This window comes from Aetokthonos hydrillicola CCALA 1050 (genome assembly GCF_017591665.1).
Taxonomy (GTDB): domain Bacteria; phylum Cyanobacteriota; class Cyanobacteriia; order Cyanobacteriales; family Nostocaceae; genus Aetokthonos; species Aetokthonos hydrillicola.
Window position 1 is genome coordinate 19,584 of sequence record NZ_JAAKGC010000048.1, and the last position, 13,623, is coordinate 33,206.

Below are 13,623 nucleotides of genomic sequence, written 5' to 3' on the forward strand. Positions count from 1 at the left end.
AGAATAGGGTTTTGTTCTCACTATTATCGGTGAGATTGAACTCTCTGTACTTTAATTAAGATGCATTATAACAATCTCTGAAAAAAGCATTTGATTATTATTGTAGCATAATTACACTACATTCTGGAAACACTTTTTCAATACCGAAGTTTTCTACCTGCTCAAACACAAGAGTTTAATATCGGCTAGATCAGCACTTACGTGCAAGCTAGCAAGTCTTACCCCACAACAACGACAACGTGAACAGGAACTACTGAAAACCGTACTAGTACCGCAAGGCGGAATTTAAAATTCAAAATTCAAAATTCAAAATTCTGTTAGGAATACAGCGTAGGCTTTTCAGAGATTTTGAATGGTATGGTTATTTACGCCGCGCTGTACTATGGCTTACGCATTGACAAAAATCATCTGATATGGATCTAGGAATTAATAGACCGTCAACGAAAATTTTTTCCACGTAATTAGGTGTTCCCGTCCATTGTAAGGGCGAATGCCATCATTGGTGTCAACTTAAGCTAAACAGATATCTTGCACCAATAAAATGGTAAATATAAATGCTACTGCGACGATACTGATTGTGTGAGTGCATTTAAATCAGCCAGGGATTATAAATCCCTGTCTAAGAGCTAAATTCCTCTATAAGAGGAATGGAAACGAATGTTTTATAGTTCAATTCCTATTTTAACTTAAGGGTTAGTCTGGTAGTAATGCCTAAAGATGTGCGATACGTCGGAGGTGTAAGGGCTTTGCCATATCGCTTGTAACTATGTAATCTGATCATACATAACGAATCGTCAGAGATTTTCGTAAAACCTGCGTAAAAACTCCCTACCTCCTTCGTATAAGGGTTTGAGGAGGTAGAGGAGAAAGCATGATGCATTGAAAAGCTCCATAAGACATTTTATAGATTTGTATCGATGTTACTCACAGCGCGTCAGTGTACTTTATGTATTTATGGTTACAACAAATTGCCAAAAATCCGGGACTAAGCAGGAGATTTTGATGGATGATGATGTTTTAGATTATCAACTGCGTCAGCTAGTCAGCGAAGCACAACAACATCCGCCAAATAGTACTCAACAACGGAGGGCGTTGAATAGGTTAATTACAAAAATTCAGGTATCAGGGAAATTAAACCGTTTTGTGAAATGGCAGAATCTTCCTGAGTTTGAAGATATTTATCACGAAGCACAAGCAAAAACTTTTACGGAAATTTGCAAAAAGATTTACAAATACGATTCGGATCATAAAGTAATGGCTTGGGTAAATCAAATATTAGAATGGCGTTTTCTTGATCTTTTAAGACCAATCAGAAATAGACCGCGAACGTTCTCTCTAGATGAATTAAATAGTATTAATAATGATGCAGATAGCCATGCGAGTAAAGAATCTTCTAGAGTTCAGAGAGAAATACTAGAAAAAGATGGTTTTGAAAATCATCAAAAAACTGAAGATGAATTGTTAAGAGAATTTGTCAAAAATGACCCTGAAGGAATTTTACAAAATACTTGTATTGGAGAAGATAAAAATGCCAATTTACAAAAAGTATTATTGATGAGACTTAATGAAGAGAAATGGTCAGATATTTCTAAAAAATTAGGTCATTCCATACCAAGACTTTCGGAACTTTATCAGCGCAGCCTACAAAAGCATAAAATTATCGATTATTTTCGTAGATATTTACAGTAAGTCACAATCATTCACTCATGCACAGTAATATTAAGGATAATTCATCATGAACGCCGAGCAAATATCTTTTAAAGTTCCCCTAAGTTTTGAAGCACACGACCAAGCTGAAAAACGAAGACAAGGAATTTCAAATACTGAAAATGCAAAAAAAATATATCTCAATACTTTAGCTGTTTATGCAGTGAATTATTATCTTGATTGTATGGGCTTTGAAACTAATTGGTCAGATGCCGATCGCAGCAATCCTTGGATGCTAAGTTTAATAGATTTGGCTGATTTAGAGGTGAAAAATATTGGGACAATAGAGTGTCGTCCCGTGTTACCAAATGCGGAATATCTAGAAATTCCCACTGAAGCGATCGTCAATAGAATAGGTTACGTTGCCGTACAGTTTAGCCAATCCTTAAAGTCAGCAACAATTTTAGGTTTTACGACTCAACCAGCAGCAAAAGTTCATTTTAGTCAATTGCAACCTGTAGATAAATTACTCGATTATTTGACGGAGAAAGAACAAGCTGCAATAGTTAATCTTCAACAATGGATAGGAAAAACCATAACAGAAGGGTGGCAGACAATTGATGAACTTTTACATCCTCAACAAATCGAATGGATGGGGTGTAGAAGTTTCAGTATCACACGCGGTAAAAAAATTGATTTGGGCTTGGAGTTAAATGGCGAATCTGTTGCTTTAATTGTGACGCTCGCAGCCGAAAATAAGTCAGCAATTAAAAATCAAGACGAAATTAACATTTTGATACAAGTGTCTCTCACTAAAGATGAGTATATACCAGGGGCAAAAGTGTACATACCTGAAAAATTAAAGGTGGCTGTGATTGACGATAAGGGAGAAGAAGTTTTATATACTACTTCTCGGCAGAATGATAATTGGATTGAAGTCGAATTTAGCGCCCAATTTGGGGAGAAATTTAGTGTTGATGTGATTTTAGGAGAGTCAAAAATAACACAAGATTTCGTTGTATGATAAGTCTATTGTGTAGGGGCGATCTGCTGAAAGCAGCAGCGCTTTGCTATCGCCTATAGGGTTCCTGCTTTCTTATAGCCGTTCGTCCCTACGAACAAAAAATTAATTTACATTGCTTATGAAAAAATTAGTTATCCTCAAGTTTGATGGTAATATTAATTCAGAAATTCATGTAAATTTAGAAATTGCTAATGACGGAGAAAGACCTTATCGAACAATCACAGGTAAGTTACCAGGAAATAATACTATTGCCTCGTTATTGAATAAATGGCACGATACCTATCGCAGTCGGTATAGTCAATTTAGAATTAAACAGATTAATCGTAGAAACGTAAATATCGAATCTCTTAACGAAGCTTGTCAGCATCAGTCACAACAATTACTTAAAAGTTTTAACACCTGGTTACAATCAAAATCTTTTAGTCCTATCATAAGTTGTCTAGAACAATTAAAGCCTGAAGATGAAATTCGGGTGATTATTTGCACTGAGTGTCAAGAACTGCGTAAACTTCCTTGGCATTTGTGGGATGTATTAAGTAATTATCAAGGCGCGGAAATTGCTTTAAGTTCGCCACATGCTGAACGCGGTAACCGCCCTTACAGAGAAAAGATTAGAATTTTAATTATTCTGGGTGACAGCACGGGAATTAATGTAGAAGCTGATAAACAACAACTGGAAACACATTGCGGTGAGGCGGAAATTGTCTTACTTAAAGAACCATCAAGAGAGGAATTAAATCAACATCTGCAAGATAATATTGGTTGGGATATTCTGTTTTTCTCTGGGCATTCTCAAACTCAAGGTACACAAGGACAAATTCGTCTCAACAGTCATGATAGTTTGACAATGGCGGAATTGAGAGATGCTTTACAAATAGCCATTCAGCGACGATTGCAGGTAGCATTTTTCAATTCTTGCGATGGTTTGGGTATTGCCTATGAATTAGAACAACTGAATATTCCTCAAGTAATTGTGATGCGCCTCCCCGTACCAGATAAGGTAGCGCAGGAGTTTTTGAAGTATTTTCTCCAAGAGTTTACGGGTGGCAAGTCTCTATATATTTCTGTTAGGAATGCGCGAGAACAATTACGCTCACTTGAGCAAACACATCCTTGTGCAAGTTGGTTACCTGTTATTATCCAAAATCAGACAGAAACACCACCAACTTGGCAAAGTTTGGGGATAATTTCTTTTTGTCCCTACCAAGGATTAGCGGCTTTTGGGGAAGCGAACGCTGAGTATTTTTTTGGTAGAGAGAAGGCGACTTCCCAGCTTGTATTGGCAGTTAACAACAAACCTTTAGTTGCTGTGGTTGGTGCTTCTGGAAGCGGAAAGTCATCTTTAGTGTTTGCTGGTTTAATTCCCCAGCTGCGTCGGGATACTGTTAATAATTGGCTGATTCTCTCGTTTCGTCCTTTGAAAAATCCTTTTGAGTCGTTAGCTATGGCGTTGGCTGCGGCGTTTAACCTAGAGGATGAAGATCGCCACTTACTTGAAGGTAAACTAGAGCTCCAACTGCGAAAAGATACATCCACTCTGCAAACAACTATCGAACGCATCCAAACCCTACCCCCAAACTCCCAGCGCCGACTCTTGCTTATTGGCGATCAATTTGAAGAAATTTATACCCTTTGCGCGGATGGATCGGAACGCAAAATTTTCTTAGATGGATTGCTGCAAGCGGTGAAAAATGCACCGTTTTTTACTCTCGTGCTTACCTTGCGGGCGGACTTTTTTAGCAAGGCGCTTGACGATTACGAACCTTTTGGCAAAGCTTTGCAGAATTATCAACCGGAATTACTTGTGCGGATGAGTCGGGAGGAGTTGGAACAAGCGATCGTACTCCCTGCTACTAAGTTGGGCTTTCAGCTAGAATTCGGTTTAAGCAACACAATAATTAATGATATCCAAGACGGAGATGGACGTTTACCTTTGCTAGAGTTTACCCTCACTCAGTTGTGGAAGCAACAGCATTCAGGGAGGTTAAGCCATCATGCGTATCAGCAGATAGGAGGAGTTGAGAAAGCACTGGCTAATTACGCCGAGGCGGTTTATGCTTCGTTGAGTGAAGAACAACGAGAAAAAGCACAACAGGTGTTTATTCAGTTGGTACATCCAGGAGAAGGAACAGAAGATACCCGGAAGTTGGCGACTCGTGATGAGGTGGGGGATAACTGGGATTTGGTAACACACTTAGCGGATGAGCGTTTGGTAGTGACGAACCGCAACGAGTTGACAAATGAAGAAACAGTGGAAGTCGTTCATGAGGCGTTGATTCGCCATTGGGGACGGTTGCGGGGATGGATGCAGGAGAACCGTAAGTTTCGTGTTTGGCAGGAAGGGTTGAAGGTAGCGTTGCAGCAATGGGTGGATAGTAAAAAAGATGATGGGGCTTTGTTGCGGGGTGCGCCTTTGGCGGTGGCGGAAGATTGGTTGCGGCAACGGGGTGGGGAAGTTCGTGAGGCGCAGCGATGGTTTATTGAGAAAAGTGTGGTGTTGCGGGAGAGAGAGAGGAAGCAGAAACAGAGGTTACGAAGGAGTATTATTGCTGGGTTGCTTTGTGCTTTGCTCATGATTTCGGGATTTGCTGCGGTGAGTGAAATTCGCAGAACTGATGCGGAAATTGGTAGATTAAGTAGCAGTGCAGAAAAGTATTTTGGAGTAAATGACCAGGAAGCAGCATTAACAGAAGCAATTAAAGCAGGAAAACTCCTAAAAAGTATTTGGAAACCTTGGGTTGCAGGGGAAACTCAGATGCAAGCTACATCCACACTGCAGGAGGTGGTATACAAGTTTCAAATTAAAACCCTTAAAGGGCATACAGACTATGTTAGTAGCGTCAGCTTTAGCCCTGATGGCAAAACCCTTGCTTCCACATCATCTGATGGTACGGTGAAACTATGGGATATAGACAGTGGTAAGGAAACTAAAACTCTTGAAAAATATACAAACCAGGTTCTTAGCCTCGGCTTTAGTCCCAATGGCAAAATCCTTGCTTCTGCATCTGGTGAGAAAACGGTACAACTGTGGGATATCAACAGTGGTAGAGAATTTAAAACCCTTGAAGGGCATACAGAGTATGTTAAGAGCATCAGCTTTAGTCCCGATGGCAAAATCCTTGCTTCTGCATCTGGTGACAAAACGGTGAAATTGTGGGATATAGACAGTGGTAGGGAAATTAAAACCCTTAAAGGACATACAGCTCCTCTCAGAAGCGTGAGCTTTAGCCCCAAGGGCAAAATTATTGCTTCTGCATCTTGGGACAAAACGGTGAAATTGTGGGATATAGACAGTGGTAGGGAAATTAAAACCCTTAAAGGACATACAGACCATCTTGAGAGCATTAGCTTTAGCCCCGATGGTAAAATCCTTGCTTCTGCATCAGATGACCAAACGGTGAAATTGTGGGATATAGACAGTGGTAGAGAAATTAAAACCCTTAAAGGACATACAGACAGTGTTGATAGTGTCAGCTTTAGTCCAGATGGTAAAACCCTTGCTTCCGCATCTTCGGACGGAACTGTGAAATTCTGGAATACAGATGTGAAATTATGGGGTTCACTTTGGGAACTATATGGGGACATAAACACTAATATATAGCAATCCTAAATGAGTTGTAAACTTCTCGGCTTAGGGAGGGAACAGGGAACAGGGAACGGGGAACAGGAAAGACGGATATATACGTGTACACAGGTGTGCTTGTTTTTTTCACAAATGATTTAGGACTGCTATAGCAATTGCAACCCTTAATACAGGGCGTATTAGTAGCATCAGCTTTAGCCTGGATGGTAAAACCCTTGCTTTCGGATCAGACCAAACGGTGAAACTTTGGGATATTAACGCTGGTCAGAAAATGAAAACCCTTAAAGGGCAGTGGCAGGATTTTAAAAGTATCCCCTTTAGCCGAGATGTCATCAGCTTTAGCCCAGATAGCAAAACCCTTACTTCAGTATCTGGTGATAAAACCGTGAAACTATGGGATATAGACAGTGGTAAGGCAATTCAAACCTTTCAAGGGCATAAAGAAAAGATTAATAGTGTCAGCTTTAGCCCAGATGGCAAAACCCTTGCTTCCGCATCATACGGTACGATAATTCTATGGAATTTTGATTTAGATAATTTGTTGGTGCGAGGTTGTGGCTTGATACGAAACTACCTGCAAAATAACCCCGATGTCAGCGCAGAAGATCAACGTTTGTGTGACGATATCAAGCGTTGAGGTGATTCACCTCCCCCACCATGTGCCAGATCCCCGACTTCTTTAAGAAGTTGGGGATCTAAGACTTTCAATTTTCATAACTCATATAGGATTGCTATATTATTATAGATAGTTCTTATTTCTAAACCTAAAAATCAACAATTATGCAATACCAAATTTTTGTCCAAAATCAAAAAGATAACTTTGTGGCATCAGTGATTGGTATGCCAACTGTAATAGTTGAGGCTAATACAGAAGAAGAAGCTATATCAAAGGTTAAAACGGCGTTAGAAACGCAATTAGCAACAGGTAAGTTTGTGACTATTGAAGTTAATCCTAAAGAACTACCTCACCAAGAAATAACTCAGATGAAATATGCAGGAATATTTGCTAACGACCCAACATTTGATGATTTCATGGAGAAACTAGCTGCTATCCGCAAAGAATCAAATACAATAGTAGATGAGTGATGATTTATATTTTAGATACAGACCACTTGAGTCTTTATGGGCGAAATCATCCTATCCTAATCCCAAAACTATTAGCAGCGAAAATACAACTAACAACAACTGCGATTAATGTTGAAGAACAATTAAGAGGTCGTTTGGCTCAAGTTGCTGAAGCAAGAGAGGGATTTGTCCAATCAAATGCTTATCAGCGATTAGTTGAAACAGTCATGCTACTATCTGAATTTAATGTCCTTACGTATGACGAAAAATCTCAAGAAATTTATCAAAATTTCAGAGCGCAACGTATTCGTATTGGAACTCAAGATTTACGTATCGCTTCAATAGTTATTGCAAATAAAGGAATCCTCTTAACGAGAAATCTGCGAGATTTTGAGAAAGTTCCAGGACTTACAATCCAAGATTGGTCAACTTAGCTTTGAATTTTGGAATTGTGCTATTGTAATCACCAATCATTTATAAATACTATATTATCTCCCAAATAACCCTAATATTAATCTATAATATTGCTCAATTTCCAAACCCAGTAAACATTTCCCAGCGAACTTAACACTGAAATTTTAACCGAACCCATAGGCAAGATTTTATTGAAAAAGAATCGTCTGCGTCTACTAATATTTGACCAAAAACAAGAGGTAATTGTGCAATGGATACCTTAGAAAAATATCAAAAAATTATCGAAGACATTTTGACTGAATATGTTAAAATTCCCTATGCCTATGGTCAATTAAAAACAAAACTCATCATTGACCGCACAGCAACTAATTACATAGTAATGACTTTGGGATGGCAAGGAGAAGAACGGGTTCATGGTTGTATTATTCATATTGAAATTATTAATGGTAAAATCTGGATTCAGCGTGATGGGACTGAATATGGCATAGCCAATGAACTTGTAGCCGCAGGAATTCCTAAAGATAAAATTGTTTTGGCTTTTCATCCAGAGGATGTTAGACAATATACAGAATTTGCGGTGGCGTGATTTTCAACTACAGCCGATCACCTCCTCTTGCTAAAAATTTCAGTGGATTAAATACGGAATGCGATCGCACCACAATTAGTAACTAATAATGCGGTAGGCTGGCGATCGCATGTCTGTGGGATGAGCAGAGAGTGCGACATGCTTAGCGTAGGGATCGCTTGTACTTTATCCTTATCTTTCCGCAACCCCTTATTTTTAACCTATTATAAGTCATTAACCAAACTCGATATCAAGCACATATTCTCCGATTATTCCCCTGCCTCCCCTGCTTCCCCTGCCTGCCTCGCTTTGAGTTTTAATGCGTTTGCCCTGCGCTCTACCCAACCTACGATTTTCCAAAACCCGTGCAGTCTTGGGTACTATTCTTATCTATTGGTGCGTGACAGCAGTCTCGATTTATTTCGCCGCACTTAATGATTTATTGTAGCCCTCACACACCCTACAAAAGCATTACATTATTCCTCCACAAAATCAAAAAAATCTTTTACCAACTGCGTAATTGCACCTCAATAAATTCGTATCTCCTAATGAAGGGGTTCAAACAATCGAACTCACATCAAAAATAATACCTCGATATTATTGGTAGGAGATAAATAGTCATGAAAGCATGGAAATTGACATTGGCAATCCTGGTGTTAGGAACTTCAGTCTGCCTTCCCAAAGCACAAGCTATTAGCTTATCAAAAACCGAAGTCAATCAATCTGAATCAACATTTTTAGTATCGCCTAATGACAACCAGCTAACAACAAAACAACCTACCCTAGTTGCACTCAATGACACCTACTGGGGACTAAACCGGGATTTTTCAATTCAGATGCCAGGTTCCATACAAGATAATAAACTTAGGAAATTAACATCGTGGAGTGACACAACCCAAACCGCATACGTGATTATCCACAGAGATTTGCCAGTCGAAGCACCTTATTTATCTGCTGGACAAATTCGCGAAGTATTACAAACTTCAATGCGAGAAGAAATGACTAGTACAGGTAAAATCGTGAGAAGCACTAATTTGGAAATTAATAAATACCCCGGTTTAGAGTTGTTGGTGCAACATACTGATGGCACAACCGGAGAATATCGAGGATTTATAGTCAAAGGACGGATGTATTTTATGGCAGCTGTAACACGAGGAGAATTAACCACAGAAGCTGTTAATTTCTTTGATTCTTTCGGAGTTTATCCAGAACGTGTACGCTAAAAATATTGCCGTTGGTGATGGTAGCAAATTTTTTTCATGCATTTAAGACCAATGCTGGTTAGCTACCATCAGCGATCGCGTTAGCAGCGTAATCTTTACAAAATCTGAGGGTATTGGGTATTGGCGATTGGGAAAGAACTTTTCCCCAGTCCCCTTTAAAATAAAAACCCTCGGTAAGCAACCGAGGGCTTCTGCAAGAAGTCGATATTTAGCTATAGCAAAGAGGAGTGCTGTAAAGATAACAACTTTCCTAGTTGTCGATATGCCAAAATGCCAATTTAGCTAGAGTGGGATGTGAGACTAATATCATTTCTCTTGAATTACGCTACAGATACCTAAAGTAGGGGCGTTCACCTTTAGGGGTTCGGTGTTAGCGCAGCGAGCCCGCAAGGATAGGGTACGGCGCAATACGGTTCGGTTAAGGATAATTGTAGGTTGAGTTGAACGCTCGTGTTACCCAACAAAATCCTAAAAATGTTGGGTTTCGTTCCTCAACCCAACCTACTACTTTGATGTGTAGTCATATTTTAGAGAATTGGTATAAGTCCGTGGATCTGTTTCGGCGTAGTCAATCGGGGGAATGGACGTTTATCAGCTACACCCGCAAACGAGATCCGCGATCGCTTGGGTGAGAATATTGCTGGATGGGATGGTAAAGTCCATCCCATCCAGCAATAATAAAAATATTCACAGCCACTACTTATATATTGATTACATGACACAAGTATCCCACCCACGACGTACCCGCATTCTGCCACCATCTCCTATATCGCCATCGGAAAAAAATCATCACCAAGAGCAACGCGATGCGCTAGCCACGCGGTGTCGTCCCATTTTCCTGCGCTTGCATCCCCAGCTCCGAGAGACACATTACAACTGGCATATTGCCATTGATCCCGATACGGAACAGTATCTCCTTGACCCAACACTTTTAGGGATAACGCAAAAAATCCGCGAGGTCTATGGCAACACTGGCGAGGTAAAACTAACAATCTTCAGGCTCAACGACACGGGAACCTGCGGCAGATTATGGGTGTAGGTTCGTTTGGAGACAACGGTGAGCTATACTTTGAAATTCAGCTTGTGGCTGTCTCGGGTGAGGAGTTTTCGGTGGACGCTCTGTTTGATACCGGATTTACCGACGGATGGTTAGCCATTAATACCCAAGACCTGGAAGCTTTGGAATGGTCATTGCTTACCGCACAGGTTGAAATGACCACAGCACGAGGGAACGCACGGTTTAACATCTATGAAGGTAAAGTAATTATCGATGGCATTGAAGTAATCATACCTGTACACGTTGGCGACGATATTCCCGATACCATCATGGGTTCGCTGTGGTTGGATATTATGGAATTAGTGGTCAATAAACCAAAAGGAATATTGACGCTTAAGATGATAGAACAATGATACTATAGTGCGAACAGGTAATAACGAGACTTTTTGAACAATGGCTATAAGCTTGGAGCAAGCAAATAAGCTTTTGGCGATTATTGAAAAGTAAAGCTCTCAGCCGTTTTTAGTATAATTCGGGGTTGCTTGTAAAATTTTATTCTTCGCTTTCCTGATACAACTCCTGGAGGGACTGCTGTTGAGTTTTTCGAGAAACACGGCGATACTTTTTACTTTCCAACTTTGGTTCGTACTTGCTCTGTCCTTCGCTTTTGGTTTTGCGCTTTACGGTAGATTCGGGATCTGCTTGTTGGTTGAGTTTTGTTTGACGTGCGATCGCCTCTTCCAAAAAGTTCAAGTAATGGGGATAACGCTCCCAGTCTCCGCGAACTACACACTCAGGCTCATCACGGTGTAAGCAATTACTAAAGCGACAACTACCAGCTTCTAAGCGTGTTCTTGCTTCTGGGAAATAATAGGCTAATTCTTCAGGGGTACAATCTAGGTCAGGTTGATTAAAACCAGGAGTATCAGCTAGTAAACCACCACTAGGTAATTCAAATAATTCTACATGACGGGTGGTGTGGCGACCTTTGGCTAACTTGCCAGAAATTTCCCCCACTCTTAAGCGAACACTAGGAATTAGTGAATTAATTAAACTAGATTTACCAACGCCTGAAGGTCCAGCGACAACAGTTATTCTATCTTTTAGTAGGCTGGATAGTTTGTCAACATCTATACCTTTATTTACACTGATAAAATTTGGTTCATAACCCCAATTTTTTATACGAGTATGGATTTCCATCTCTTGCTCAGTGGAAATCAAATCACTTTTATTTAGGCATAGAACGAGATTTAAATGTGTGGATTCAGCCTTTACTAGAAAATGGCTCAGTTGGTAAGGCTCCAGAGGTGGATCAGCAGCAGCAAAAACCAACAAAATTTGGTTAACGTTAGCAATTGCTGGGCGGTCTAACTGACTTTGACGGGGTAGAACATCGGCGATCGCTCCCCGTCCACCAGCCCAATCTGGTTCTTCTACAACTACGCGATCGCCAACTATCACTTGTTGTCCAATTTTTTTTAAACGCGTTCTACGGGTACAGAGCAGAGACGTAACACTTACCGCCTCTACAACATCTAGCTGTACTTGGTAAAAATTTGCTTGCACAGCCACAACCGTGCCAAGCAAATCTCCCGTGGCGACCTTTGCTTCCCTTTCCATTAAGTAAGAGGACGGCGCACTAGTATGGAAAAATACCCGCTGCAGTCTGTAATTTGTTCCACGATAAAACCTGCCATCGTTAGACTATCAGGAACTTGCTCTATTGGCTCACCTGGGTCTAGCCAAACCTCCAGTAAGCTTCCGGGGTTCATTTGCTGCAAACGCAATTTTGTGCGCACGAAATTAATTGGACAAGGGGTTCCGCGCAAGTCAAGTTGAGCATCAGGAATTAGTTGAGAGGATGGACTCATCGTTGGTGGAAGAAACTTCCCAGAAAGCCTTCTAGACCGCCTTTACCAGTACGATCTCCTTTAATTTTAGCTAGTTTTTCCAGCAATTCCCTTTCCTCTGGTGTGATTTTAGTTGGGATATCAATTAACACTGTAATCATATGATCCCCTCGACTCACAGGGTTACCTAAACGCGGCACACCCCGATTTTCGAGCTTCATAACTGTATCGGGCTGCGTTCCCGGTGGTATGAGCAGTTCTACTGGTCCGTCTACCGTATTTATCTCCAAGCGACAACCTAAAATTGCCTGCAAGTAGCTAATTTTAATTTCTGATAAGACATTGATCCCATCCCGTTGGAATTCTTCATCCTCATTAACAAATAAGTAAACGTACAAATCCCCAGGAGGACCACTACGTTGACCTGCATCCCCTTCTTGGGATATTCGCAAACGTGTACCGTTATCCACCCCAGCCGGAATGGAAATTTTTAGTTTTTTCGTGACTTGTTTTGCACCCTTACCATCACAAGCTTCGCATTTATCTTCAATAACTGCTGCTGTCCCATTACAGGTAGGACAAGTTGAAACTTGGGTAAAACTTCCAAAAGGGGTTCTAGTAACACGACGCACTTGACCTGTTCCGCTACAAGTGGAGCAAGTGCGAGGGCGGGTTCCTGGTTTAGCCCCTGTTCCGGTACAAACTTCACAAGTTTCTAAATGAGAAATGCGAATTTCTTTTTCACCGCCAAATACTGCTTCACGAAAATCTAACTTTAGGTCTAGCCGCAAATCATCGCCTCGTACCGGACCATTGCGCCGTCTTTGCGTTTGACCCCCCATCCCGCCAGCAAAGCCACTGAAGATGCTTTCAAAGATATCGGCAAAACCGCCCATATCACCAACATCTTGGAAGCCTACGCCAGCACCTGACACACCAGCTTCACCGAAGCGGTTATAACGCTCTCGCATTTCTGGTTCGGAAAGCACTTCATAAGCACGGTTAATTTCCTTAAAGCGTTCTTCCGCTCCCGGTTCTTTATTCACGTCTGGGTGATATTTCCGGGCTAAGCGGCGATAGGCGTGTTTAATTTCTTCTTTGTCGGCGTCACGAGAGACACCTAGAATTTCATAATAATCGCGGGCCATATAGCAAAGGTGAAGGTTAAAAGGTAGAAAGCAGCTATCTAGCTATGCAGAAGGCAGAAGGCAAGAGTTAAGTTTTATTAATAATATATTTTACCTTTTACCTTTTA

Annotated in this window: 13 protein-coding genes; 10 read left to right on the plus strand and 3 right to left on the minus strand. The window is 40.8% G+C overall.

Going from position 1 to position 13,623, the window contains the following annotated elements; all coding sequences use genetic code 11:
• Positions 1 to 1,002: 1,002 nt before the first annotated feature.
• The 10 genes from G4P69_RS22015 to G4P69_RS22060 all read left to right on the plus strand — a co-directional run bounded on the left by G4P69_RS22015 (position 1,003) and on the right by G4P69_RS22060 (position 10,931).
• On the plus strand, positions 1,003 to 1,689 hold the full coding sequence (locus tag G4P69_RS22015) for a sigma-70 family RNA polymerase sigma factor (RefSeq protein WP_208351170.1): 687 nt from the start codon (positions 1,003 to 1,005) through the stop codon (positions 1,687 to 1,689).
• Positions 1,690 to 1,735: 46 nt separating this feature from the next.
• The gene (locus G4P69_RS22020) at positions 1,736 to 2,671 is read left to right on the plus strand and encodes a DUF1822 family protein (RefSeq protein WP_208351172.1); all 936 of its coding nucleotides are present in this window, start codon (positions 1,736 to 1,738) and stop codon (positions 2,669 to 2,671) included.
• Positions 2,672 to 2,789: 118 nt separating this feature from the next.
• Positions 2,790 to 6,272 (plus strand): nSTAND1 domain-containing NTPase, encoded by a 3,483-nt coding sequence (locus G4P69_RS22025; RefSeq protein WP_208351173.1) that lies wholly within the window; start codon positions 2,790 to 2,792, stop codon positions 6,270 to 6,272.
• A gap of 253 nt (positions 6,273 to 6,525) precedes the next feature.
• Entirely contained in the window at positions 6,526 to 6,891 is a 366-nt protein-coding gene (locus G4P69_RS22030; RefSeq protein ID WP_243902761.1) for a WD40 repeat domain-containing protein, read from the plus strand.
• 143 nt (positions 6,892 to 7,034) lie between these two features.
• Positions 7,035 to 7,340 (plus strand): type II toxin-antitoxin system HicB family antitoxin, encoded by a 306-nt coding sequence (locus G4P69_RS22035; RefSeq protein WP_208345978.1) that lies wholly within the window; start codon positions 7,035 to 7,037, stop codon positions 7,338 to 7,340.
• Entirely contained in the window at positions 7,340 to 7,753 is a 414-nt protein-coding gene (locus G4P69_RS22040; RefSeq protein WP_243903013.1) for a type II toxin-antitoxin system VapC family toxin, read from the plus strand. Before G4P69_RS22035 ends, G4P69_RS22040 begins: the two co-directional genes overlap by 1 nt.
• 230 nt (positions 7,754 to 7,983) lie before the next feature.
• Complete coding sequence (locus G4P69_RS22045; RefSeq protein ID WP_208346392.1) at positions 7,984 to 8,319, plus strand: XisI protein; 336 nt, start codon at positions 7,984 to 7,986, stop codon at positions 8,317 to 8,319.
• Between the two features lie 599 nt (positions 8,320 to 8,918).
• The gene (locus G4P69_RS22050; RefSeq protein WP_208351187.1) at positions 8,919 to 9,521 is read left to right on the plus strand and encodes a hypothetical protein; all 603 of its coding nucleotides are present in this window, start codon (positions 8,919 to 8,921) and stop codon (positions 9,519 to 9,521) included.
• A 580-nt stretch (positions 9,522 to 10,101) separates the two neighbouring features.
• Positions 10,102 to 10,560: a hypothetical protein gene (locus G4P69_RS22055; RefSeq protein ID WP_243903014.1), complete on the plus strand. Its 459-nt coding sequence runs from the start codon at positions 10,102 to 10,104 to the stop codon at positions 10,558 to 10,560.
• The gene (locus tag G4P69_RS22060) at positions 10,551 to 10,931 is read left to right on the plus strand and encodes an aspartyl protease (protein WP_208351188.1); all 381 of its coding nucleotides are present in this window, start codon (positions 10,551 to 10,553) and stop codon (positions 10,929 to 10,931) included. The genes G4P69_RS22055 and G4P69_RS22060 overlap by 10 nt, the downstream gene beginning before the upstream one ends.
• A 139-nt stretch (positions 10,932 to 11,070) precedes the next feature.
• Here G4P69_RS22060 and rsgA read toward each other — a convergent pair whose 3' ends face one another.
• Genes rsgA through dnaJ form a run of 3 tightly spaced genes read right to left on the minus strand, consistent with a single transcriptional unit; the run spans position 11,071 to position 13,516 of the window.
• Entirely contained in the window at positions 11,071 to 12,138 is a 1,068-nt protein-coding gene (rsgA, locus tag G4P69_RS22065) for a small ribosomal subunit biogenesis GTPase RsgA (RefSeq protein ID WP_208351190.1), read from the minus strand.
• Positions 12,138 to 12,389, minus strand: coding sequence for a sulfurtransferase TusA family protein (locus tag G4P69_RS22070; protein ID WP_208351192.1), 252 nt, complete (start codon positions 12,387 to 12,389; stop codon positions 12,138 to 12,140). The genes rsgA and G4P69_RS22070 overlap by 1 nt, the downstream gene beginning before the upstream one ends.
• A complete protein-coding gene (dnaJ, locus tag G4P69_RS22075; protein ID WP_208351203.1) occupies positions 12,386 to 13,516 on the minus strand; it encodes a molecular chaperone DnaJ in 1,131 nt (376 codons plus the stop codon). The genes G4P69_RS22070 and dnaJ overlap by 4 nt, the downstream gene beginning before the upstream one ends.
• Between the last annotated feature and the right edge of the window lie 107 nt (positions 13,517 to 13,623).

What these genes read in the sequence shown, in the direction of transcription:
- G4P69_RS22015 (WP_208351170.1), top strand. Translation starts at nt 1,003, where the DNA reads ATGGATGATGATGTTTTAGATTATCAACTGCGTCAGCTAGTCAGCGAA.
- G4P69_RS22020 (WP_208351172.1), top strand. Translation starts at nt 1,736, where the DNA reads ATGAACGCCGAGCAAATATCTTTTAAAGTTCCCCTAAGTTTTGAAGCA.
- G4P69_RS22025 (WP_208351173.1), top strand. Translation starts at nt 2,790, where the DNA reads ATGAAAAAATTAGTTATCCTCAAGTTTGATGGTAATATTAATTCAGAA.
- G4P69_RS22030 (WP_243902761.1), top strand. Translation starts at nt 6,526, where the DNA reads ATGAAAACCCTTAAAGGGCAGTGGCAGGATTTTAAAAGTATCCCCTTT.
- G4P69_RS22035 (WP_208345978.1), top strand. Translation starts at nt 7,035, where the DNA reads ATGCAATACCAAATTTTTGTCCAAAATCAAAAAGATAACTTTGTGGCA.
- G4P69_RS22040 (WP_243903013.1), top strand. Translation starts at nt 7,340, where the DNA reads ATGATTTATATTTTAGATACAGACCACTTGAGTCTTTATGGGCGAAAT.
- G4P69_RS22045 (WP_208346392.1), top strand. Translation starts at nt 7,984, where the DNA reads ATGGATACCTTAGAAAAATATCAAAAAATTATCGAAGACATTTTGACT.
- G4P69_RS22050 (WP_208351187.1), top strand. Translation starts at nt 8,919, where the DNA reads ATGAAAGCATGGAAATTGACATTGGCAATCCTGGTGTTAGGAACTTCA.
- G4P69_RS22055 (WP_243903014.1), top strand. Translation starts at nt 10,102, where the DNA reads ATGGACGTTTATCAGCTACACCCGCAAACGAGATCCGCGATCGCTTGG.
- G4P69_RS22060 (WP_208351188.1), top strand. Translation starts at nt 10,551, where the DNA reads ATGGGTGTAGGTTCGTTTGGAGACAACGGTGAGCTATACTTTGAAATT.
- rsgA (WP_208351190.1), bottom strand. Translation starts at nt 12,138, where the DNA reads ATGGAAAGGGAAGCAAAGGTCGCCACGGGAGATTTGCTTGGCACGGTT.
- G4P69_RS22070 (WP_208351192.1), bottom strand. Translation starts at nt 12,389, where the DNA reads ATGAGTCCATCCTCTCAACTAATTCCTGATGCTCAACTTGACTTGCGC.
- dnaJ (WP_208351203.1), bottom strand. Translation starts at nt 13,516, where the DNA reads ATGGCCCGCGATTATTATGAAATTCTAGGTGTCTCTCGTGACGCCGAC.